This window comes from Halalkalibacter oceani, from assembly GCF_040544555.1.
Classification (GTDB): Bacteria; Bacillota; Bacilli; order Bacillales; family Bacillaceae_D; genus Halalkalibacter; species Halalkalibacter oceani.
Genome location: NZ_JBEPKD010000014.1, coordinates 39,107 through 59,745, shown reverse-complemented (window position 1 = coordinate 59,745; position 20,639 = coordinate 39,107). Strand labels below are relative to the sequence as shown.

The following is a 20,639-nucleotide window of genomic DNA, read 5'->3' as shown; positions in this document are numbered from 1 at the left end:
GGGACATGATCGTTGCTTTTTTCTTGCTGTTATTTTTCGTGATGACACCGATGAGTTTATATTTACTGGCGAAGCATGGTGAAAACCGTCTGCTCGTGTGGGGAGCGCTACTTTTGTTTACGGCGGGCTTGAGCGGGCTGCAAGTCGGATTGGAAAAAATTATCCTTCCGCATATAACCTCCTTAGGGGCCGGTGACACGGCTGTGACGGTGTTGTCTGTTTTAACGGCCTTTTTGAATATCATTGTCCATTCGTTCCCTTACTATTTGATCCTCGTCTTCTTCATTCATTTCGCCGGTTATCCGAAAACGGTGGTGACTGTCCTGCTGCTCGTTCCGGTATTGCTGGCGTTTGTCTTTACAGATGCGTATACGACTTCCTGGATGAATTATTCGTATATTTTGAGCTGGGGAATTCCGTATATGCTCGCTTCGATTATCTTATTTGTCAAAGGGATGCTGAAGATAGAAAAAGAGAAGGTCAAGAAGCTGCAATATTTTGGTCTCGGGATGATCATCTTCATCCCTGAAGCGTTTTTACTGATTCTTCAACTGGAGGGCAGCTATTTTCAATCACCTGTTGAGCTATTAATCCTGATTCCGATTCTATGTCTGTTCAGTTTGCTGGCAGGCTTGATTTTATATGGATACAATGTTTTTACACGCTTCCAATCGACGGCTGTACTCACGAAGATGCAGCTTGGGACGAGCTTGATGCAGCACGCATTTAAAAACGCGATCTCAAAAAATAAATTATATGCGCTTACTATAAAACGGAGCCTTGAAACGAAGCAATATGAAGAAGTTGATGATCATCTGAACAGCTTGCTGCGTTCCAATGATCATCTGATGGACATGGTGTCAAAGCTGTCCTACCTAACACGGCGAAGGTTGAACGTCGAGCTTGAACCGACTGATATTGCGCTAGTGCTGGAGGAAGTGATTGATGAGTTTGTTCATACCCCGGTTTCGTTTGAAAAGCAGTTTTCATCAGTAAAACTGGCTGTTGATCGGACGCTGATGACAGAATGTTTTTCAAATATTATTAGTAATGCAGTCGAAGCAATCGATGGTCAGGGACAGATTACAATTATTATGGAAAAAACGAAGCGTCATGTGAAGATTCATTTTACAGATACCGGCAGAGGAATGGATAAAGAGCAAATAAACAACCTATTTGAACCCTTTTATTCAACGAAGCATAAGTCAGGATACAATTTTGGCTTGGGCATGTTTCATGTTAAAAAAATAATGAATGCGCATCGGGGAAAGGTAAAAGTAACGAGTCAGCCCGGCCGAGGAACGACGGTTACATTAATGTACCCTGGACGTGAAAAGGAGTCTCTGTAATGGAGGCTTTTTTCTATTGCATGTTAACCAGGGTGCATACGAAAGTGTCTACTTACATTTTCAGAAGACTGGAAATACAATAGGAAAAGTATGAATTTTTAATTGGCAAGGCACAAAATCCTGGTGAAAAGCGGAAAAGGACAGAGTGGGAGTGTACAGCGAAAATGAACGCTGCAGGAAGTGACTCCTTTAATTTTCATACTGCAGGGTTGTCAACACGAAAAAAGTACAGGGAGTAATGCTGGAATGGAACGTATATTAATTTGTGATGATTCTCATTTTTTTCGGACGATGTTAAAAGATATCTTTGAAAAACTGGGCCATACCGTTGTCGATGAAGTGTCCAATGGCGCCGAAGCGGTTCAAGCATATGAATACTACCAGCCTTCATTAGTCACTTTGGACATTGCGATGCCGGGAATCGACGGTATTCAGGCCCTCCAGATACTGGTGAAGGCTTTTCCGAAGGCGAAGGTAATCATTATAAGTGGAAATAGGAGTCAGGATCTGCTTTATCAAGCTTTGCGAAGTGGCGCCAAATACTATATTGCGAAACCGATCACCGAGGAAAAGATTATGGAGGCTTTTAAACAGTTAAACTTATAGGGAAAGACGGACCTTTTGCTATTTTGACGGTGAAAGCTGGCGGGTATCGAAGCGGCTGAAAAAGTACGATTTTCACTTTTTCAGTGGTCTCGCACATCCCGTCGTTGCCGATATTTGGTCATAAATGTTGAACTGATGTCAGACAATAAGCTTTATTTTTTAGAGAATAGGCTGGGCCAAAAGGTAGTTTTTTTACCCTTTTCCAAGCTCATAAACAAATGGATGGAACCGCTACGATCTTTCAAAGCCCGTTGTTAGTGGAGTTCTCACAACGGGCTAAGTGGAAAGTGTTGTCATTGCTACTCCATGCTACCTAGTTTTGTCTCATCTTCATTATCGTTTCCTCACTTACCATCCAGATAATTTTCCAGCCGATCCCAAGTTTCAGTGATGCCCTGAAGCATACCCATGTCCATAACAGACTTAAGAGCTTCTGCAGACGCATATTCAGCACGGTTAATTAGCTTTGTCTTACCATCGAGTTCAATGAATTCTAATGTAATCTCGGTAGACGGCATATTCTCGTCGATATTCCCTTCAGCATCCGAAAAGTAATCGGTGTAAATGATTGTCTCCGGTTCGATAATATCCTTGTAAATGACTTTGCCCCAAGATTCCATTCCATAATATTCACCTTGATTTCGATCCGTACACTTCATGCAGAAGTGCCATACACCGCCCGGTTGAAAATCGATGTGGCAAACCGGAAGTTCCCAACCGTTAGGTCCCCACCAATGCTTGAGATGCTCCGGTTCTTTAAACATGTTGAACACGAGATCACGTGGTGCATCGAAAATGCGTTCGAGTACCAGAATGCGATCATTTTCAACTCGGGAAATTATTTCGTTATTTGACATCCTACTTTCTCCTCCTCATACTGTGATTGTTTCATTCCTATTAATTTAACGGTTTTTTGCCCTGTAGCACATTAAGATAATCGTCCAACCGATCCAACCTGGCTTCCCATAATCGGCGGTAAGAATCGAGCCACTTGTCGAGTTCTTGAAACGGTTCAGGCTTCAGACTGTAAATTCGACGATTGGCCACTGGTTGAACCTCGACAAGACCAGCGTCGCAAAGTACGCGGAGATGTTTGGAAGTTTGGGGCTGATTGAGTTGTAACCGATTCGCAATCTCTCCTACAGGCAGCGGTCCTTGCAGCAAAAGGTCGACGATATCTAGGCGATTGGGCTCAGCCAGGGCACTGAAAGTTTGTTCGTTCATGTTGAACCCTCTCCCCAACTTTTAATTTTTAATTGATGAACGCTGTAGTTGCTTCAGAAATTCACCTCCGTATTTTCATCTATGCATGTCAAAAGCAATCATGTTGTTGAAAACATTATGCCATATTGGGAATATTCTTGTAAAGGAATATATTAAAATTTGAATGTGATTTAATTTATAGAGCTGTTTTTTGTTGACTTTGGAGACATGCAAATTAGACTGATGGAATAAATACCAAATATGTCAAAGGGAAGTACTGGAAAAGTGATATAATGAGAAAAAAGGTTGAGGATGAGGATGGGGATAAAATGAAGGTCAAAATAGTGGTCATCATAAGTTGCTTGTTTATTAGTTTGATAGCCTGTTCATACACAGACGCTTTTATCGTTAGGGGCGAGAGCGAGTCTTGGGATGCGACAATTGATTATTCGATAGCTGAAGATTATTTGGAATACACGGGCATGATCACTTTTAAAGGAGAGGGAGCGGTGGAAGCTCTCTCGTATGAGATAAATTTTCCTCCGTCTTTCGGCAGAAGGACAACTGGGAGCTTGGAGGCTTCGGAAGAAAATCAAAAGGTTTTTTCATTGGGAACCAGTGGGGGCAATCATAATAGAGATATTGAGATTATTCAAGAGGAAATTCAGAATGCCGCCATTACGGTCTCATGGATGACAAAGGAAGGAGAGTATGAAGAAACCATTCGTTTTTCCAAAGAAAAATAAATGTTCTATGCTTCTGGCTTAAGGGAGAGAGGATGTGGTGTTTTGAAACGTGAAGAGGTAATGGCTTTTTTCGCATTCTCAATTGGAATGCTGCTAGTCTTTATTATTCAGATCGTCCAATTTCAGTTGAGGTATTCTGGTATGGATTTTATGATTGAAGGAAGAAGAGTGGCAGGACCACCAGCAGGATTTGAACTCTTTATTGCACCTACCTTTTTTTTTCTGGCGGGTTTTTATTTTCTTCATGTTTTAAACAAGAAGAAAAAGAATAATATCGATAAAAAGTGATAATTCGTGCTGGGGCTGCGCGGCTTCTTCGGGGTGTGTCAAAATTTGATACCCCCTTTTTTCGATACCGCTTGAAACTGACGTCGCGTCATCTTGTATAATGACCTCGAGGTTCTTTAGGCAGTGATCTTGTAGATAGGACTGAAAGGAGCAGGAAATGATTTCGATCCAAGTCTTAACGAAGCAAACCGGTATGACAGTGCGCACGCTGCGTTATTACGATCAAATCGGACTTGTGAAGCCGAGTAGTCGGACAGAGGGAGGGCACCGTTTATACAGTGAAGATGATGTGAAGAAGCTGCAGCAGGTCGAGTTTCTGAAGGCGGTTGGATTTCGGCTGCAGGAAATTCAAGATATGCTAACCGAGCCGAAGTGGAATTGGTCGGCCGGCTTGAACAAGCAAATGAGCTATGTTCAGGAGGAGCGCCGCAAGCTGGATAAAATGGAAGCTTCGTTACGAGGCTTGATGCACACTCATGTGATGGAAGGCGAAGTGAGTATGGAGATGCTTGAGCAATTGATTACATTGAGCAGGCGGGAGAAAGCGCAGAAGAAGCACTTTCGAGAAACGTATTTTAATGAACATGAGGACACGCTTTGGGAGCGGTTGCCAAACGTCAATCGTGACGATCCCGATTCGCTCGAATGGATCGGTCTGCTTGGACAGTTAAAAAAAGTACAGGGCGACGGGCCGGAAGCGGTGTCTGTGCAGCGCATCATCCGGCGGATGGCTGAGAAGTTGGAGGATACGTTTGGTGACGAACCGTTATTTTTAGAGAGACTGTGGGAAGTTCGCAAATCGCCAGAACAGTCGAATCAGGTTCAGTTTTATCCACTGGAGCCGTCCTTTCTCGATTTTATCGAAGCGGCTTATGTGGTTTATGAACGGGATCAAGGCAAAGATTCCAATGAGAGGAGCCGGTAAGGATGCCTACAGCTTATCTCGTAATGGCAGTCGTCAGTATAGCGGCGCTGACCGCTATATTCACTTACCGCCGCCATAGGATGGTCGCCATGCTTGGTTGGATCGGTTGGCTGTTGATTAGCGCTTATTTTCTTGTTGAGTATGTCGTGATTTTGAATGTGGCCGCGCCATATGATTTTTTCCATCAGCCGATGAGCGACCTCGGAGTGACAGTTTGTGGTGAGGATGCATATCTGTTGACGACGAACGACATTTGTTCGCCGTACCATTTGCTCATCAATTGGTCGTTCGCGCTTTCCGGTATAGCAACGATTGCTGGTGCACTCGGCCTTCGCACCTGGTGGCCGGCTGGAAAAAAGGTCGATATCGCGCTCTGGCTGCTCGTCGTGCACGGGCTGAGCAACATTGCGGCGGGGCTGGTTCCGGCTGATGTGGATTTTTGGCTGCATACGCTCGGTTCGATTCCTGGTATGGTCGTGCAAATTCCGGCACTGCTGCTACTCGGTCTGGCGATTCGCAAGTCCAAGCCGCTGTTGGCATGGTGGACATTCATTTGCTGGGTGGGAACGACCGGAGCGCTCATCTTGCTTTTTTATCAGCCTGAATGGATGAGCCTGCCAGGAGGCTTGTTGCAGCGTGTTCTCTATGCAACGGTTTATCTGTGGATGGGAGCAGTAGCGCTGACCATATGGAAGCAGCAGCGATTTTCAGCCTAGCTGTGCTATGATGGGGAAAAGGAGGCGATTGTGATGGCTTCAGTTAAAACATTGCGTATATGTGATCAGGGACATCGCTATTATAAAAGCAGCGACTGTCCGACATGCCCGACATGTGAGCAGGAACGCAAACCCACGTCCGGATTTCTTGCGGTGCTGTCGGCTCCGGCTCGGCGGGCGCTTGAGCATGCCGGCATTACGACGTTAACAGAGCTGGCGAGCTATCTGGAAAAAGAGATTTTGCAATTGCACGGCATCGGCCCTTCCTCACTTCCAAAGCTGAGAGCCGCTTTGGAGGAAGAGGGCTTGTCGTTTAAAATGGAAGATTTCTAATTGATAAATGGAAAAGGAAGCAACTTTTTTTCTTGGAAGAAAAGGCTGCTTCTTTTTTATTTAGAATGTTCGTGCTTGATAAGGCATTCCTTCTCCTTCTTCGCAGTAACGCGTTAAACTGTACAGGAAGATCGCCCAATTATAATTGCAGAACCGGTAAAAGTTAGTGACCTCCTGCCAGTTGGCGTGACAGAGCGTTACAACAGTTTGATTCTGTTTTTCTTCTAATTCAAAAGTGACCGTTGTTCCGATCCATTCAGGGTCTGAATCGACACAGAGCCAGACGACTTTCTGATTGGGGACTAGCTCGACGACCTCCATCTTCGTTATGTCTTTCTTGCCAAATTGAAATACGTTAACTGCTCCGATATATTCCTGAACGAGAAGTTCTCTCGTCCAAACTTCAGCAAGCCCCTCCGCTGAGGTTAGCGCTTGATACACCTGCGCAGCCGGAGCATGAATCATTTGCAGCTGTTCAATATTCGCCATATCTCTCATCCTCCCGTTTTATTTTATTATAAAAAATTATCGAGCTACGCATTTCTTTTCAATTGCGAAGGTGAGAGATTTTGTCATTTCATTTTCCCTAGCCGTTCCAGTTTGTTCATGACACTATCCGGTCCAGTGAAAACGGATCCGCCCTCTTTCAAGGTTTCGCGGATGAGTCCGACGAGGGTGTCTTTGTCTGCTTGGACGTTAGCGAGCCAAGCCTGGGATTCTGAGGTTGCTGGCTCATGTTTAGCCCCCCATAATGACAAATCAAGTAAAATCGGTATTAAATCCAGCCCGGCCTCTGTTAATTGGTAGAGGTCTTTTCTTTTGTCTGATGGGTGCGGCTGCTTCGTTAAAATTCCTTTTTGAGTGAGAGTTGTCAGGCGGTTGGTTAGAATGTTGCGGGCGATTCCTTCATCTGAGGCAAGAAACTCCCCGAACGTTTTCTTATCTGCGAACACAATATCTCTAATAATTAAGAGCGACCATGAGTCGCCAAGCAGATCAAGAGAATAAGAGATCGGACAGTCCGACCGTCTGCTTCGTTTCGTTTTTTCCATATGAGGTCCCCCTTGACTGATAGCTTTTTACTCATTATAATTCAAGTTAGTTTCAAAAAGCAACTGAAATAAAAGGAGGTTGAAACGATTGAACTATTTATTCATTTATCGTGGAGGGCAGGTTCCGGAGGAGAAGGCTGAGCAAAATATTCGTGATTTATGGCAATGGCTGGATGAGCTAAAGGAGAACGGTTATGAAGTGATACGTTTTGCGGGAAATGGCAGAAAAACGGTTACGAACGATATGGTTTCTGATTATGATGGAGACGTATTTGGCATTTCCATTATCGAAGCAGATTCGCTGGAAGAAGCCACCTCGTTAACGGCAAATTGGCCTGAATTGCCGTACGGAGGAAAAATCGACATTGTCGAAGCGCTGTAAAAAGAGGAGGGACATGTCCGACCGTATGTACATTAGACGATCTTCTGTGTTTATCAGAGTTGAGGTCAAAAGCAAAGCTGGATATGGGCTGATGAAGCAGCAATTTCTTCCGTTGATGCAAACGTACACGGTATGGGGGCATCCTCTGCGCCAGAGGTTCGTTCATGCTTTATTTGCCGGCACTGGATGTTTATCTTACAGGCAGCTTTAATCAGACGGCGTACCAGGTGAAAAGCATGAACGATCTGTTTTTGAATGTTATTCGAAAGTTAGCGAAGCTCTCCTGAATGAAACGTTTCAAACCTATACAAGGCGGATGTTCTTACACCGCCTTTTTCGTGTGAAAAAAACCTGTCTCCATCTCTATTAAACTAGAAAAAAGTTGTTAGCTTATATGACAGAGCGATAGACATGATTCTTTTTATCGTGCTAAGATTCAGTTATTTTCAACAAGTTAGAAAAGGGAGATGGAGAATGATGCCAACTAGTAATGACGTGAAAAAACGAATCCGATCACCCCGAAATTCGGCCTCTGAAGCCGACGAGGCAAGGTGCGTACATAGGAGAAAGCCACGCTTTCTCGCCCTTATTGTCATGATGGTGGCTATCATCGGATTAGCGCCGATGAACAGTGCGCTAGCCCTGATGAGCCTGCCATCAGATAATGGAGTAGAATGGGAGTTTCACGATGCCGCTCCGCCTAATCTTGATACAGGCAGTATTCGGCGGGCAAGTGGAACGCCGATGCAAGGGTTTGGGAATATTTTTGTTCAAGTGTCGACCTCACCTGAACCGCGGCTAAATGGAGAAATGATGCGCGGCTTTGGGCTGGAATTCGATGGAGATAATACGTTTGAAACGAATCAATCTGTGAATCTCGGAGATGTCTTGATTACACGTGAAATCTATTTTGACGAGGAAGCGAATACGGCACGATTTTTTGATACATTTACGAATATAGCAGATGAGTCCGTGACGGTCGATGTATCGTTTGGCGGCTCTGTCGGGTATGGGACAGGAGACAACCATGGTGCCATTCAAGCGACGTCAAGCGGTGATCTGGAAGTCGATGGGGACGATGCGTGGCTGCTTGTCGCAACTCCTGATGAAGAAAATCATCCAGTCGGGGTCGTGCTAGGAAGCCCTGAACCGTTTGCCGGTGCCTTGCAAGGCACGGGGAACCAGCAGCGAAATCCATTTGAAACACCGCTGGCAACAACCGGTCATGAGGCTAATTTTTTCGGATTTCTTCATCAATTGGAAATTGAACCCGGAGAAACGAAGTCGCTTGCCAGATTTGTTGTGACAGGGGAGGCCGGAGAAGAAGGGGCCGGGCAAACAGTGGCATCAATGGAGCAGCTGGCTGAGCAACCGGACTTTACGAATTTGACGACGGAAGAGCTGTGTACGATTGGCAACTGGGATTTAGCGCAGTTGCCACAGTTTGATGAAGCCGCCTGTCCAGAGCTGACGAGATTGGATGTGCCGCAGGCTCCGGCAGAAGCAGACATGTACACGACTGCTGAGTATGATGTGACGAACAAAACAATCGCTGAGCTGCAACGGGATTTGGCTGCGGGTGTGACAACATCGGAGGAAATTACCCGTGCTTATCTGGATCGAATTGCCGCCTATGACGGAGGGCCATTAGGATTCCATGCCTTTATCCATGTGGCAGAAGATGCACTTGAACAGGCAAGAGCGGCAGATCAAGCCCGCAGCAATGGAGAAGAAGGAGCGTTGCTCGGTATCCCGATTGCGATCAAGGACATTATTGATACAAAGGATATGCCGACGACCGGCGGTTCCCGGGCGCTTGACGGATGGGAGCCGAAAGCGGATGCCTATCAAGTGGAACAGTTGCGAGAGGCGGGAGCTGTGATCATCGGGAAAACAAATACATCCGAATTTGCAAACTCAGGCAGCTTTAGTGAAAGTGGCTGGATGCAAACGTGGAACGCCCTTTATCCATCGAAAACGTCCTTTGGATCAAGCGGTGGGTCTGCGGTTTCTGTCGCAACGAGCATGGCTCCGGCGGCGTTAGGCTCTCAGACGGGTGTGTCCTTGTACGCGCCGACGGTCGGATCGAGCTTGACGACGTTCCGCGGCACGGATGGAATGGCAAGTGTGCGTGGCGTTATGCCGCTTACATGGGGCCAGGATTACGTCGGTCCTATTGCGAGAACGGTAACGGATTTGGCTTATCTTCTCAATGTTACAGCTGGAACGGATGAGCTTGATATGTTGACAGCAGATGCGGACAGCTATAAGCCGGATGATTGGACCGAATATCTTGATCGCAACGCCTTAGAAGGAAAGCGGATCGGCTATATTCCTTCCTCTTTCGAGTCATCCTATGCTGATGATGGAACAGGAGAAGCGACGATCGAGCACTTTGCTGACCTTGAAGCAGGCGGGGCGACGATGATTGAGATGAGCGAGCCGCCAAGTGCGGGAGATCGGCCGAGTCTCAATATGAATGGCGAAGGCTGGGCGCGATATATTGAACTGCATGAAGATTTTCCATATGAAAATGGCGAACAAGTACGTTCTTCTCCTGATGTGCTGTTATACAACCAACGTGAATACGAAGAACGGGCGCGAATGACGGAAGAAGAAGTTGAGCAATGGATGGAATACAGAGCGCGCTACAAAGAAGTGATCGCTGAATGGATGGATGAATACGAAGTTGACGTCGTCGTTTACCCGGGCTTTATCAGTGATGTGTACAATAACGACAGCGCGGCCAGTCAATTAACTGCGGACCGGGCAACTGGTGTCCTCACTTCAAATGTCGGGCTGCCGACAGTCGTCGTACCAGTGGGCGTTAATCCGCACGGCTATTCGATTTCGATGCAGCTGGTCGGGCGCGCCTGGGATGATGGGGATGTGCTCGGCATGGGGTATGCACTGGAGCAGTTGACGCAGGCTCAGCTGCTGACTGAGTTCGCGCCACCGCTTGAGCAGAGACCGATTGAGGAGCCTCGCTTTACCGATGTTGGAAGCCACTGGGCAGCTGATTATATTGACTCTCTTGTAGAGCTGGGGCTGATTTCAGGGTATCCGGACGGTACGTTTAGACCGAATGCCAGCATCAGCCGGGCAGAAGCAGCAAGAATTATCGCAAGAGAATTAGGACTGGAGGCTGGAGAAAGCACCTTTGCCGATGTGGCGGCAGGGCACTGGGCAGCCGGGGATATCGGCGCGGTGGAGAGTGCCGGAATTTTGACCGGATATCCGGACGGTACATTTAAGCCGGATGGCAGACTGAGCCGCCAGGAGATGGCCGTTATTCTAGTTAGAGCTTATGAACTAAGTGGAGACAGTTCCGACTCTTTCAGTGATGTGAGTGAAGATTCATGGTCCTATCCGTATATAGCGGCCTTAACGAGCAATAACATAACTTCTGGATATTTGGATGGTACATTCAGGCCACAGCGCGATATTACGAGAGCTGAATTCTCGGTTATGGTGGCGCGAGTTATTGAATAAATAGTCAAAAGGAACCCCGCGATTCTTTTCTGGAGTCGCGGGTTTGCTGTGTGTGGAGGAGCGGGAAATGTTAGCGAAATGCTAATTTAGTTTTACATGCTGATTTTGTAAGAACGAATTCGTTGTTTTCCACTTGCGATTTGAAGAAGATTAAGGTCGACCAATTTATGGAGGATGTCTCTGGCGTAACAATCGCTGATTCTGAGATGCTGTGCACACTCTTGCGGGGTAAAGGGTCGAAGCAAACGGCGGGCAAAACGGACAACTTCGGCTTCAAGCCAGGATAATTGGGAGGGCGCGTCCGTTGACATGAATTTACCAATGAAGGAAAGCACCAGCTGTTGGCATTGCTTAGGCTCGTCCCTGATTGACAGATAGGCAATAGGTAAAAATGTCCAGCCATTCAGAGCCAATAATGAGTGTAGCCAGCATTAATCTTTAAAACGTCTGACATCGAGGTCTCTGGCGTGAGGCCCGTACCCTTGAATCTCAATTCCACCTTTGGCCCCACCTGGCATATAGGCAAGGTCAAGGTAACGAAACCCATTGTTGAAATCACGAACTTCCCATTCCGGGTATAAATGTTGAAAATGTCCTACAACTGGAAACCAAATATGACGTAAAAATTCCATCGTACCATGCCCAAGTCCTTTCGCCAGTATTTCACGTCTGCGAGAATTTCCAGCATTGGCGAGGTTGTCAGCCATCCATTGACTAAACTTTTCATCGAACAATTGTGATCTTTTCAATACAAAATCACCTCTTTTGTTGACTTTACTAGACAAGGGTTTTGTATGCCGGTTGGCGGGTGGGAGAAAATGAAGGGGAACGATCTTATTGTAGCAAAATACGGCTTTAGCTGCTAGAAGTAGATTGATTTCAGGAACGTCATTCCGCTATTAACCTATAATCAGCCTTGATAAAAAATAGGAGGAACGCTATTCCGTTAACGGTGCTTAAACTAGTGATTTAACCGCTTTTTTTGGTGAATAACGGAATCTGGTTCCGCTTCTTTGAGGAAAAAGCATAAAACAGACCTAATAACGGAATCTCGTTCCTACTCCAATGAATCTTGTACTACGGAATCCGGCACCTCAGGTTGAAAATCGTTCACAATAGAAGGAATAACCATGTTATAATACGAATATTCAAATATTCAAATATGTATAGTGTTGGGGAGGATTATTGTGAAGCGTGGTTATTCTTTAGAAACATTTCAAAAAGATGCGATGGCGGGGATCATTGTCGGGGTTATCTCCATTCCATTAGGGATGGCGTTTGCAATTGCTTCGGGAGTCAGTCCGGAATACGGGCTGTATGCGACGATCATTGCCGGAATCATCGTGTCTCTGCTTGGTGGTTCAACCTTTCAAATTGCCGGCCCGACAGGAGCGTTTATCCCGATTTTACTGGCCATTGTTCTGCAGTACGGCTATGAGCAGCTACTAATTGCCGGCTTTATGGCAGGGGCGATTATGCTGCTGTTAGGCATATGTAAGCTCGGTAATTTGATTACATACATTCCCCGGCCGGTGACGATCGGTTTTACGGCCGGAATTGCGGTTATTATTTTTACTGGACAAGTGAGCAATTTTCTCGGTTTGAGTGATGTTGAAAAACATGAGTCGTTTCTTCTGAATATGAAGGAGATTTATCTTCATCTCGATACGCTGAACATCTATAGTGTGCTGATTGGCTTGATCTGCCTGTTTACGAGTCTATTTGCCGGGAAAGTCGTGCGAAAGATTCCAAGTGTTTTAGTGGGAATTGTCGTCTCGACACTTGTCGCGGTTTTTCTGCTTGATGATAAGGTTGCTACCGTCGGTACAGTATATGGAACGATTCCGAATGGCTTTCCCCAGCTGCAAATGCCGGATGTTTCCCTGTCTGTGCTGATCAGTCTATTAGGACCGGCTCTTGTCATCGCCTCCCTTGGCAGCATTGAATCATTATTATCATGCGTTGTGGCCGACGGGATGACAGGAGAGCGTCATGACAGCAACAAAGAGCTGCGCGCGCAAGGTATCGCCAATATGGTTACGCCATTGTTTGGCGGCATTCCGGCGACGGGGGCGATTGCCAGAACGGCCACGAATATTAAAAGCGGGGCTGTAACAAAAATGTCAGGTATGATTCACAGTGTTTTTGTCTTGCTTGTCCTGCTGCTGTTTGCGCAATACGCCTCCCTCATTCCATTGGCAAGTCTGGCGCCCGTCTTAATGATTGTCGCCTGGAATATGAGTGAACGTAAGGAATTTGCCCATGTGTTAAAAACAACGGGGAGTGATTCAATCGTCCTGCTTGTGACGTTTTTGCTGACGGTCTTTACCGATTTAACTCTTGCTGTCAGTGTCGGTCTGCTATTAGCGATGCTGTTATTTGTCAAAAGAGTCAGTCAAATGCTTGATGTCTCCAAAGTTTTACCCGATCATGGTACACTTGAAAGAAAAGTGAAGTCAGATGTCGTAACGAAGCATCATGACTGTCCGCAAGTGAGCATCTTTACCATTCAAGGACCGTTGTTTTTCGGGTCGGCGCAACTATTTGAGAAGAAAATTATCCCTACTTTGAAAATGACCCCGACGATCCTGATTCTGAGAATGGGGAAGGTTCCCCTGCTCGATGCTACCGGAATGAACCAGATTGAAAGCATCGTTTCAACATTTAGCAAGCAGGGTAGACTTGTTTTATTAACAAACGTTCAGGCCCAGCCAAAGGACGTATTGGAGCGCTCCGGTTTAGCGCAACAGATTGGGGAATCTCATTTCTTTCTCCATACGGGCGACGCGATTACGTATGCGTTACGCCATATTCAACAACAGAAATGCCTCGGCTGCAAGCATTTTGCGTTTAAAGAGTGTGCGCAGCTAAGTGCCAGTCAGCAAACATCTTAACGTCACCAAAAGGAGGAGCTATATTGCAAAAGGACCTGCAACTATTTAAAGCTGAATTCTTTAAAGCTCTTGGACATCCACTAAGGATTCAGATTTTAGAGCAGTTATGTGAAGGAGATAAAAATGTAAATGAACTGCAAGCGCTAATTGGAAGTGAGGGCTCGGCCTGCTCGCAGCAGCTGATGGTCTTGCGTTCAAATAATATTGTTTATGGAAGAAAGGAAGGCAATCGTGTCATTTATTCACTGCGCGATCCGATGATTAAGGATCTGCTCGCTGTAGCAAGACAAATCTTCCATAATCATTTAGTCGATACGTTAAACGAAATTGACCGGCTTAAAAAGGATATTTCAACGGAAGGATAATGCTTGTGAGTAACACCTTGGATTAGAAAGTTAAAAAATGTGCAGCTGGGAGGAATGGAATTTTTCTTTCCAGCTGTAGCTTTTGTTATAAGTTACATATCCCTTTTTGCAATATTCGCTTTGTGCTTTAAGGATATTTCAACCTCTCTAGCAGGTTTAAATAAATTTGCTCTATAAGAAACTAAAGCCAGACGATAAGAAAGAAAAGTGTGATGCGTAAGGAACAACCTCTAGGGTAGAGTTGTGTGGAATAAACGAAATTCATGACATTGATTTAAATTCATGAGGGTGAAATTATCGGAAAGACGAGGGCATTGACCTCTCGTCTTTTTTCTATTGCCATCTGAAGGCTTTTTATGATGGGAAAATAGTTTTAATAAAGGTTAATAAATCAGTACGTTATAGGGAAATATAAGCATCATGATCATAAACATGTGAGGTAACGTCGTAATGTTCAGAAGCAAAAATAAGTTAAATCATTTGAAAAACGCGTTTAGTGGTTGTGATGATCTCGTTATTCGTTCGTTTCCTGAACTTGAAATTGTTACCTTATATTTTGGACATTTAGTTGGGAACGAAGAACTGGAGCAGAATATCATTCATCCTTTTTCTCATATAAGTGAAAATGAAGTCAGAGCAGTGTTGGAGAGCTCTCCATATGAAAAGTGTGAGAGTGAAGAAAAGCTAATTGAAGGAATTTTGGCTGGGAAAGCCGCCATTTTTTATCAAGAAACCGCCACATACTTAATTGATTTATTCGCTCCAGAAATAAGATCTATTACAGCGGCTGAAATTGAAACGGTTATTGTTGGGCCGAGAGAAGCTTTTGTAGAGTCTGTTCAAGTTAATTTATCTTTAATTCGCAGGAGGCTTCAAACAAATAAATTAAAAGTCCTGAGTTTTAAAATTGGCGATTTAACAAACACACAATTAAATGTTTTATATCTTGAAGGGAAGACTTCTTATTCTTATGTGGAGTCCATAAAAACAAGGCTCCAAAAAGTAAAAGTTGAAGGAATACATGATCTTAACATGATGCTGGAGTATATAGAGGAGTATCCTTTTTCTTTATTTCCGCAGTATTTAACAACAGAAAGACCGGATGTTGTTGTTTCTAAATTACTGGAAGGTAAAGTGGTCGGCCTATGTGACGGAAGCCCTTATGCCTTTTCTGCACCAACATCTTTTTGGGAGTACTTCCAATCTCCGGATGACTATAATCAACGGTGGATACTTGGCTCACTTTCTAGAATCTTAAGGCTTATTGCTCTCTTCATTATCCTTTTTTTTACTGCTTTTTATGTTTCTCTAACAATGTTTCATTATGAAATGATACCTGTTGCTTTGTTGAAAAGTTTAATTGAATCGAGATCTAAAGTACCCTTTCCACCGGTATTTGAAGCGTTAATTATGGAATTTATTGTTGAGTTGCTCAGGGAGGCGGGAGCTCGATTGCCCGACAAAATTGGACAAACGATAGGAATTGTGGGCGGTATTGTTATTGGAACAGCTTCAGTCGAGGCGGGCTTTACCAGCAATATTCTTATAGTTGTAGTAGCTGTTTCAGCCATCGCTTCATTTGTCATTCCACATATTATTATGAGTGCTTCCATAAGAGTATCACGTTTTTTGCTAATTATTCTGGCAGGAACACTTGGTAATTTTGGCTTCGTTGCAGGGTTTACCTTTATTGTTATTTACTTGGCTAGATTAACGAGTTTAGAAAGGTCGTACCTTGTACCACTGGCGCCGATATCCTTTTCAAAATGGAGAGATACGTTCATTCGTGTTCCATTAATTAATAAACAAGACAAGTAAGTAAAGGAGCATATATCGAAGCGGGGAGTTTTGATTTGATGACAGAGAAAATTCATCCTATTCATCTTTTTTTTCTAGTTTACATGACGCAAGTGGGAGTGATTTTATTTACTCTACCTCGTATTATAGCGCTGAATTTTGGAACAAACGGCTGGATCCTTATTTCTCTTATCTCTCTATTTGTATTAGGGTTGATTGTGCTTATGGATTTTATTTATCGTTGGCAAGATGGTAAATCGATATATGAAGTACTGGAGGGGATATTTCCAGGCATCATACATAAGCTTCTGTATTTATTTTTAAGCATATTTTGGGCAATTAGTGCGTTTACCATTGCTAAAAAATATGTATCGATTGTCAAAATGATATTTTATCCTTCGACTAACGTTAATCTTTTGTTGGTGGTGTTTGTGGTTCTTCTCTATTTTTTTGTGACCAGCAGTATTCAAGCTATTGTAAGAAGTATAGTTTTTTTGTTTTTTTTAACTGTCTGGCTCGATTTGTTGGTGCTTTATTTTATTCCTGACTTTGAATGGGTACATCTTACACCTTATTTTTTTGAATATCGAGGAGATTTATTCGGGGGGAGTATTGAAACCTTCTCTGCCTTTTTAGGGTTTGAACTGGTCCTTTTTCTTTTTCATTTTATTGAGCAGACACCTAAAGCCATGAGGTATGTCTATTTCGCTCACGTGTTAACGACGATGGTTTATCTAGTTGTGACGTTTATTGCTTATGGTTTCACCAGTTTTCATCATCTGACCACTCAAGTTTATCCGATTATATCGATGCTGAGGTATTTCCAGCTCCCATTTATTGAACGAATTGATGGCTTGATTTTTATTCTATTTATGATGAAAGTATTGGTAACAAGTGGGATGTATATGTGGGTAGCTGTCCAAATGTTGCTGAGAATTCGTCCGGTCTCTCATCCTCCACTCGCTGCGTTTTTTTTGTTCGCCATTAGCTTTATTGTCACATATTCATGGAATACAAGGTATGAACTTGATCTGTGGATTCAAAACATGATTGTTGTACAAAGCATCATAACTCTAACCTTAATCGCGCTGCTTTTCTTTTACCTTTTGTTGAAAAGGAGGCGTGCACATAATGAAGCATAGTATTTTGTTATTGATCATTGTTGTACTGCTGTGCACGGGATGTGCGGATCATAAAATTGTAGAAGAATTAGGATTTGTACATACAATCGGCTACGATAGAATTACAGCTGGTGAACATGAGGGGAAGTTACTTGTCACAGTTTCATTTCCGGTAGATGATTCAAATGAATTAGCCCGGCAAACGATTTCAACTATTGCTGAAACAAGTAAAGAAGCGTGGATTTTTCTTTCGAGACAAACAGATAAAAATTTAGTAGCGGGTCAGATTAGAAGTATTTTAATTGGTGAGGATTTAGCGAAAGAAGGAGTAAAACAAATTATTGACACGTTAAAAAGAGACCCGATCATCGGAACAAGACTTAGAATCTCGGTTGTAAAAGGTCGGGCGAACGATTTAATGACAAACAAATACCCATATTTCTCTGAATTAGACGAATCGATCGCTTTTTTATTAAAAAAAGAAGCCAAATTAAATACGATTCCTGATATGAGCTTGAATCGTTTCTTTAGTGATTATTACGATGATGGGATTGATCCGATGGCCGCTTACTTATTAATTGGGGAGGAAGGAATGATCTCTAACGGGGTGGCGCTCTTTCAAGAAGATCGTTTTGTGAAAAGTTTAGATCCTACTACATCACGTATTCTTTTTTTAGTGACAGGTGACTTTAAGAGAGGGGATTTAAGTATTAAGCTTGATGATGAAAAAACACTTTTTAGTTTTTTATCACCACATCGGCAGATTGGCGTGAATGTAGAAAGCATTGATAACGTACAGGTTACCATGAATATTGAATTCAGTGGGTATTTATTGGAATACCAAGGTTCAAGGGACTTATCAAGCAAAGAAGAGATCTTTTCATTAGAGCGCAGTATTGCTGCACATTTGGAGGAACTAGTAACAGGCGTAATTAAACAGATGCAAGAGATCCCAGCAGATAATGTTGGTTTCGGGCAGTATATTAGGCAGCAACTGCCTTTTGATGAGTGGAAAAAATTAAATTGGCCAGAAGGTTTTTCAAAGATCGATGTTAAACCACAAATTAAAGTGACTATTCTGGATACGGGCTTGGTTTACTAAAAGTAGATCATCACGGAAACCAACAGCATGTTGCGGTTGGTTTCTTTCCCATTTACCGGCGTTGAATGATATAGTAAATCGCGAAGTTGTACAATCGTTGCCCCATAATTTGGGATGAAAGCGCATACTTCTGTGTGCCTCTCGGTGATATAATCAATTTTGCAAGGAGGGATTTGATTGGCACTCAATGAGCGAAGTCAAAAGATCCTTAATGAGTTAGCACGTAATCCAAATGTAACAAGCGCTTTATTAGTGAAGAAATATCAGTTATCCAGACGTCAGCTGGGGTACACGATTAAGCAAATAAATGCCTGGCTCAAGGAAGAAGAGCTTCCTGAAATCGAAAGGACGAGACAAGGCCATTTTGTTGTTGATCACTCTGTTTTTGCGAAGATAAATCGGGAGCATGTTCCGGGGGAGCAGGAGACTGTTCAGTTTTTAACAGAGGAACAGCGGGTTTACCTGATTCTGCTCATGCTCATTAGCAGTAAAGAGGAGCTTTCCCTTCTTCATTTTCATTCAGAGCTTGGTTATAGCAAGAACACGATCCTGAGTGATCTGAAGCAGGTGCATCACTATGCCTTTGAATATGGGCTGAGTGTACGTTACTCTCGTAAATCCGGCTATCTGTTGGAAGGGAACGAGCTTCATATTCGCCGGCTGCTGGTCAGGGTGACGAATTTCATTTTCGGCATTCATTCCGGGAAAAAGCTGTTCATGGCGACCGCCTCTATTGAACAAGCTGAAATTGATCAGCTGAACAAGCAAATCGAAAAAGTGGAAAGCGAACTGGCTATTAAATTTACTGACGAAAAGCTTCAAGTGATGCCCTATGTCTTTCTCCTTGTGTTAAGGCGAATTGAAAATGGATGCCTGTTAGAACCTTTTCCGGACTGCTATCAGGAGCTGGCGGAGACGAGGGAGTACGAGGCGACAAAAGAGATTTTTCGTTCCGGTTCAGAGGCGCCGATACAGGAGCGGCTGTTTATTACCTTGCATTTGCTGACCTCCAATATTCATTGGTCTGAGGTGAAGGGCGATCCGGTGATTCCGCAGTTGCAGGCCGCAATTGCCGATATGCTGAGACAGTTTGAGCAAAGTGCATGCGTGTACTTTCAAGAACGAGAGCTGCTGTTCAAAAAGCTGCTGCAGCATATTAAGCCGGCGTTATCGCATCAAATATCAATTGGCGGAAATCGATGAAGTAAAAGAGTCCTTCAGCCAGGAATATCAGGAGCTGCTTCATTTAGTGCGGAGAAGTATTGGACCGCTTGAAAAAGTCATCGGCGCTAAAATGCCAGATGTGGAAGTGATGTATATTACGATGCTGATCGGCTCCTGGATGACAAGGCAGGGGGAAAGCATTGAAAAGAAAGTTAAGGCGATTGTCGTCTGTCCTCAAGGGGTGTCTGTATCGAGGCTGATGTTTCAGGAATTGAGCGGGTTGTTCCCTGAATTTATTTTTCTCGACTCGCTATCGATGCGGGAGTTTTATGAGTATCATCTTTCTTACGATATCGTCTTTTCGCAAACGAAGCTAGAAACGGAAAAGCCGCTTTATGTAACGAAGACGTTTCTCGGCAGAGAAGAGAGACAGCGTCTGAAGCAACAGGTGATGCAAGATCTTCATGGTTATAGTCCGAATGAAATTAACTTGGATTATGTCATCGACATCGTCAGGAATTATACGAAGATCGAGGATGAAAAAGGATTAAAAAAAGAGCTTGGCTATTATTTGTTCCAAAACCAGCAGCAGGTGGCAGCGATTGACCGCGGTGATGAAAAAGTCAGCTTACGTGAATTAATCCGACCGGGGCATATTTCGCTCAGGCATTCGGCTCCATCATGGGAGGACGCGTTGCGACTGGCGGCAGAACCACTCGTTCGAGGCGGAGTAGTGGAAGAGCGATATGTCGAAGCGCTCGTCCGCAATCCGGTGCGCGATCCTTATATTATCATTGCACCAGGACTTGCGATTCCTCATGCGGCACCCGAAGAAGGAGCCAGAGAAGTTGGAATGAGCTTACTACGCTTACAGAAGCCGGTCGCCTTTACAGCCGAGGAGGATGTCCAGCTGATGATCGTCATAGCCGCTGTCGACAAGCAGCAGCATATCCGGGCGTTGAGGCAGCTATTCAAGCTGGCCGCTTCAGAAAAAGACCGGAAGCGGCTGATCGAGGCAAACACCGTTGCTGAAATATATGACATGATCGAGATGTATTCAAGTGATTGAGAGAAAGAGAGTTTATCAGGATAGGAGCATGAGTC

General features: G+C 44.1%; 21 protein-coding genes and 1 pseudogene. 17 read left to right on the top strand and 5 right to left on the bottom strand.

What is annotated here, in order from left to right:
* Nucleotides 1-5: 5 nt before the first annotated feature.
* Nucleotides 6-1,349, top strand: coding sequence for a sensor histidine kinase (locus ABMB67_RS14925; RefSeq protein ID WP_354572539.1), 1,344 nt, complete (start codon nt 6-8; stop codon nt 1,347-1,349).
* 246 nt (nt 1,350-1,595) lie between these two features.
* Complete coding sequence (locus tag ABMB67_RS14920; protein WP_354572538.1) at nt 1,596-1,955, top strand: response regulator; 360 nt, start codon at nt 1,596-1,598, stop codon at nt 1,953-1,955.
* A 344-nt stretch (nt 1,956-2,299) separates the two neighbouring features.
* Here the strand turns inward: ABMB67_RS14920 and ABMB67_RS14915 are convergent, their stop codons facing one another.
* Together ABMB67_RS14915 and ABMB67_RS14910 are read right to left on the bottom strand one after the other, a co-directional pair.
* The gene (locus tag ABMB67_RS14915) at nt 2,300-2,812 is read right to left on the bottom strand and encodes an SRPBCC domain-containing protein (protein ID WP_251222906.1); all 513 of its coding nucleotides are present in this window, start codon (nt 2,810-2,812) and stop codon (nt 2,300-2,302) included.
* A gap of 40 nt (nt 2,813-2,852) precedes the next feature.
* Nucleotides 2,853-3,179, bottom strand: coding sequence for an ArsR/SmtB family transcription factor (locus ABMB67_RS14910; protein WP_354572537.1), 327 nt, complete (start codon nt 3,177-3,179; stop codon nt 2,853-2,855).
* A 272-nt stretch (nt 3,180-3,451) separates the two neighbouring features.
* Here ABMB67_RS14910 and ABMB67_RS14905 point away from each other — a divergent pair, with 272 nt between their 5' ends.
* The 5 genes from ABMB67_RS14905 to ABMB67_RS14885 all read left to right on the top strand — a co-directional run bounded on the left by ABMB67_RS14905 (nt 3,452) and on the right by ABMB67_RS14885 (nt 6,166).
* The gene (locus ABMB67_RS14905; RefSeq protein WP_251222908.1) at nt 3,452-3,904 is read left to right on the top strand and encodes a hypothetical protein; all 453 of its coding nucleotides are present in this window, start codon (nt 3,452-3,454) and stop codon (nt 3,902-3,904) included.
* 42 nt (nt 3,905-3,946) lie between these two features.
* Complete coding sequence (locus ABMB67_RS14900) at nt 3,947-4,192, top strand: hypothetical protein (protein WP_251222909.1); 246 nt, start codon at nt 3,947-3,949, stop codon at nt 4,190-4,192.
* 157 nt (nt 4,193-4,349) lie between these two features.
* Nucleotides 4,350-5,117 carry a MerR family transcriptional regulator gene (locus tag ABMB67_RS14895; protein ID WP_251222910.1) on the top strand — a complete coding sequence of 256 codons (768 nt, stop codon included), beginning with the start codon at nt 4,350-4,352 and terminating at the stop codon, nt 5,115-5,117.
* A gap of 2 nt (nt 5,118-5,119) precedes the next feature.
* Nucleotides 5,120-5,833: a DUF998 domain-containing protein gene (locus tag ABMB67_RS14890; RefSeq protein ID WP_251222911.1), complete on the top strand. Its 714-nt coding sequence runs from the start codon at nt 5,120-5,122 to the stop codon at nt 5,831-5,833.
* A gap of 33 nt (nt 5,834-5,866) precedes the next feature.
* Entirely contained in the window at nt 5,867-6,166 is a 300-nt protein-coding gene (locus ABMB67_RS14885; protein WP_354572536.1) for an RNA polymerase alpha subunit C-terminal domain-containing protein, read from the top strand.
* Between the two features lie 60 nt (nt 6,167-6,226).
* On the opposite strand, the gene ABMB67_RS14880 is transcribed toward ABMB67_RS14885, so the two are convergent.
* Together ABMB67_RS14880 and ABMB67_RS14875 are read right to left on the bottom strand one after the other, a co-directional pair.
* A complete protein-coding gene (locus tag ABMB67_RS14880; RefSeq protein WP_251222913.1) occupies nt 6,227-6,655 on the bottom strand; it encodes an SRPBCC family protein in 429 nt (142 codons plus the stop codon).
* A gap of 83 nt (nt 6,656-6,738) precedes the next feature.
* Nucleotides 6,739-7,218 (bottom strand): winged helix-turn-helix transcriptional regulator, encoded by a 480-nt coding sequence (locus ABMB67_RS14875; protein WP_251222914.1) that lies wholly within the window; start codon nt 7,216-7,218, stop codon nt 6,739-6,741.
* Between the two features lie 88 nt (nt 7,219-7,306).
* On the opposite strand from ABMB67_RS14875, the gene ABMB67_RS14870 reads away from it, so the two are divergent.
* The 3 genes from ABMB67_RS14870 (at nt 7,307) to ABMB67_RS14860 (ending at nt 11,092) form a co-directional block, all read left to right on the top strand.
* Nucleotides 7,307-7,600: a YciI family protein gene (locus ABMB67_RS14870; RefSeq protein WP_251222915.1), complete on the top strand. Its 294-nt coding sequence runs from the start codon at nt 7,307-7,309 to the stop codon at nt 7,598-7,600.
* A 13-nt stretch (nt 7,601-7,613) separates the two neighbouring features.
* Entirely contained in the window at nt 7,614-7,811 is a 198-nt protein-coding gene (locus ABMB67_RS14865; RefSeq protein WP_251222916.1) for a hypothetical protein, read from the top strand.
* Between the two features lie 263 nt (nt 7,812-8,074).
* Nucleotides 8,075-11,092, top strand: coding sequence for an amidase family protein (locus ABMB67_RS14860; RefSeq protein ID WP_354572535.1), 3,018 nt, complete (start codon nt 8,075-8,077; stop codon nt 11,090-11,092).
* A gap of 92 nt (nt 11,093-11,184) precedes the next feature.
* On the opposite strand, the pseudogene ABMB67_RS14855 reads toward ABMB67_RS14860, so the two are convergent.
* A pseudogene (locus ABMB67_RS14855) lies at nt 11,185-11,799 on the bottom strand (transcriptional regulator).
* Between the two features lie 480 nt (nt 11,800-12,279).
* Between ABMB67_RS14855 and ABMB67_RS14850 the strand changes: the two are divergent.
* From ABMB67_RS14850 to ABMB67_RS14820, 7 genes are all read left to right on the top strand, one after another.
* Nucleotides 12,280-13,986: a SulP family inorganic anion transporter gene (locus ABMB67_RS14850; RefSeq protein WP_354572534.1), complete on the top strand. Its 1,707-nt coding sequence runs from the start codon at nt 12,280-12,282 to the stop codon at nt 13,984-13,986.
* Nucleotides 13,987-14,009: 23 nt separating this feature from the next.
* A complete protein-coding gene (locus tag ABMB67_RS14845) occupies nt 14,010-14,351 on the top strand; it encodes an ArsR/SmtB family transcription factor (RefSeq protein WP_251222918.1) in 342 nt (113 codons plus the stop codon).
* Between the two features lie 450 nt (nt 14,352-14,801).
* The gene (locus tag ABMB67_RS14840; RefSeq protein ID WP_354572533.1) at nt 14,802-16,169 is read left to right on the top strand and encodes a spore germination protein; all 1,368 of its coding nucleotides are present in this window, start codon (nt 14,802-14,804) and stop codon (nt 16,167-16,169) included.
* Between the two features lie 38 nt (nt 16,170-16,207).
* Nucleotides 16,208-17,290 carry a GerAB/ArcD/ProY family transporter gene (locus ABMB67_RS14835; RefSeq protein WP_354572532.1) on the top strand — a complete coding sequence of 361 codons (1,083 nt, stop codon included), beginning with the start codon at nt 16,208-16,210 and terminating at the stop codon, nt 17,288-17,290.
* Nucleotides 17,280-18,371, top strand: a complete 1,092-nt coding sequence (locus tag ABMB67_RS14830; protein WP_354572531.1) for a Ger(x)C family spore germination protein — start codon at nt 17,280-17,282, stop codon at nt 18,369-18,371. Before ABMB67_RS14835 ends, ABMB67_RS14830 begins: the two co-directional genes overlap by 11 nt.
* Before the next feature lie 177 nt (nt 18,372-18,548).
* Complete coding sequence (locus tag ABMB67_RS14825; protein WP_354572530.1) at nt 18,549-19,574, top strand: BglG family transcription antiterminator; 1,026 nt, start codon at nt 18,549-18,551, stop codon at nt 19,572-19,574.
* On the top strand, nt 19,471-20,604 hold the full coding sequence (locus tag ABMB67_RS14820) for a BglG family transcription antiterminator (protein WP_354572570.1): 1,134 nt from the start codon (nt 19,471-19,473) through the stop codon (nt 20,602-20,604). Before ABMB67_RS14825 ends, ABMB67_RS14820 begins: the two co-directional genes overlap by 104 nt.
* Nucleotides 20,605-20,639: the final 35 nt, after the last annotated feature.

Coding starts and splice junctions, on each gene's coding strand:
- ABMB67_RS14925 (WP_354572539.1), top strand. CDS start 6: ATGATCGTTGCTTTTTTCTTGCTGTTATTTTTCGTGATGACACCGATG.
- ABMB67_RS14920 (WP_354572538.1), top strand. CDS start 1,596: ATGGAACGTATATTAATTTGTGATGATTCTCATTTTTTTCGGACGATG.
- ABMB67_RS14915 (WP_251222906.1), bottom strand. CDS start 2,812: ATGTCAAATAACGAAATAATTTCCCGAGTTGAAAATGATCGCATTCTG.
- ABMB67_RS14910 (WP_354572537.1), bottom strand. CDS start 3,179: ATGAACGAACAAACTTTCAGTGCCCTGGCTGAGCCCAATCGCCTAGAT.
- ABMB67_RS14905 (WP_251222908.1), top strand. CDS start 3,452: ATGAGAAAAAAGGTTGAGGATGAGGATGGGGATAAAATGAAGGTCAAA.
- ABMB67_RS14895 (WP_251222910.1), top strand. CDS start 4,350: ATGATTTCGATCCAAGTCTTAACGAAGCAAACCGGTATGACAGTGCGC.
- ABMB67_RS14890 (WP_251222911.1), top strand. CDS start 5,120: ATGCCTACAGCTTATCTCGTAATGGCAGTCGTCAGTATAGCGGCGCTG.
- ABMB67_RS14885 (WP_354572536.1), top strand. CDS start 5,867: ATGGCTTCAGTTAAAACATTGCGTATATGTGATCAGGGACATCGCTAT.
- ABMB67_RS14880 (WP_251222913.1), bottom strand. CDS start 6,655: ATGGCGAATATTGAACAGCTGCAAATGATTCATGCTCCGGCTGCGCAG.
- ABMB67_RS14875 (WP_251222914.1), bottom strand. CDS start 7,218: ATGGAAAAAACGAAACGAAGCAGACGGTCGGACTGTCCGATCTCTTAT.
- ABMB67_RS14865 (WP_251222916.1), top strand. CDS start 7,614: ATGTCCGACCGTATGTACATTAGACGATCTTCTGTGTTTATCAGAGTT.
- ABMB67_RS14860 (WP_354572535.1), top strand. CDS start 8,075: ATGATGCCAACTAGTAATGACGTGAAAAAACGAATCCGATCACCCCGA.
- ABMB67_RS14840 (WP_354572533.1), top strand. CDS start 14,802: ATGTTCAGAAGCAAAAATAAGTTAAATCATTTGAAAAACGCGTTTAGT.
- ABMB67_RS14835 (WP_354572532.1), top strand. CDS start 16,208: ATGACAGAGAAAATTCATCCTATTCATCTTTTTTTTCTAGTTTACATG.
- ABMB67_RS14830 (WP_354572531.1), top strand. CDS start 17,280: ATGAAGCATAGTATTTTGTTATTGATCATTGTTGTACTGCTGTGCACG.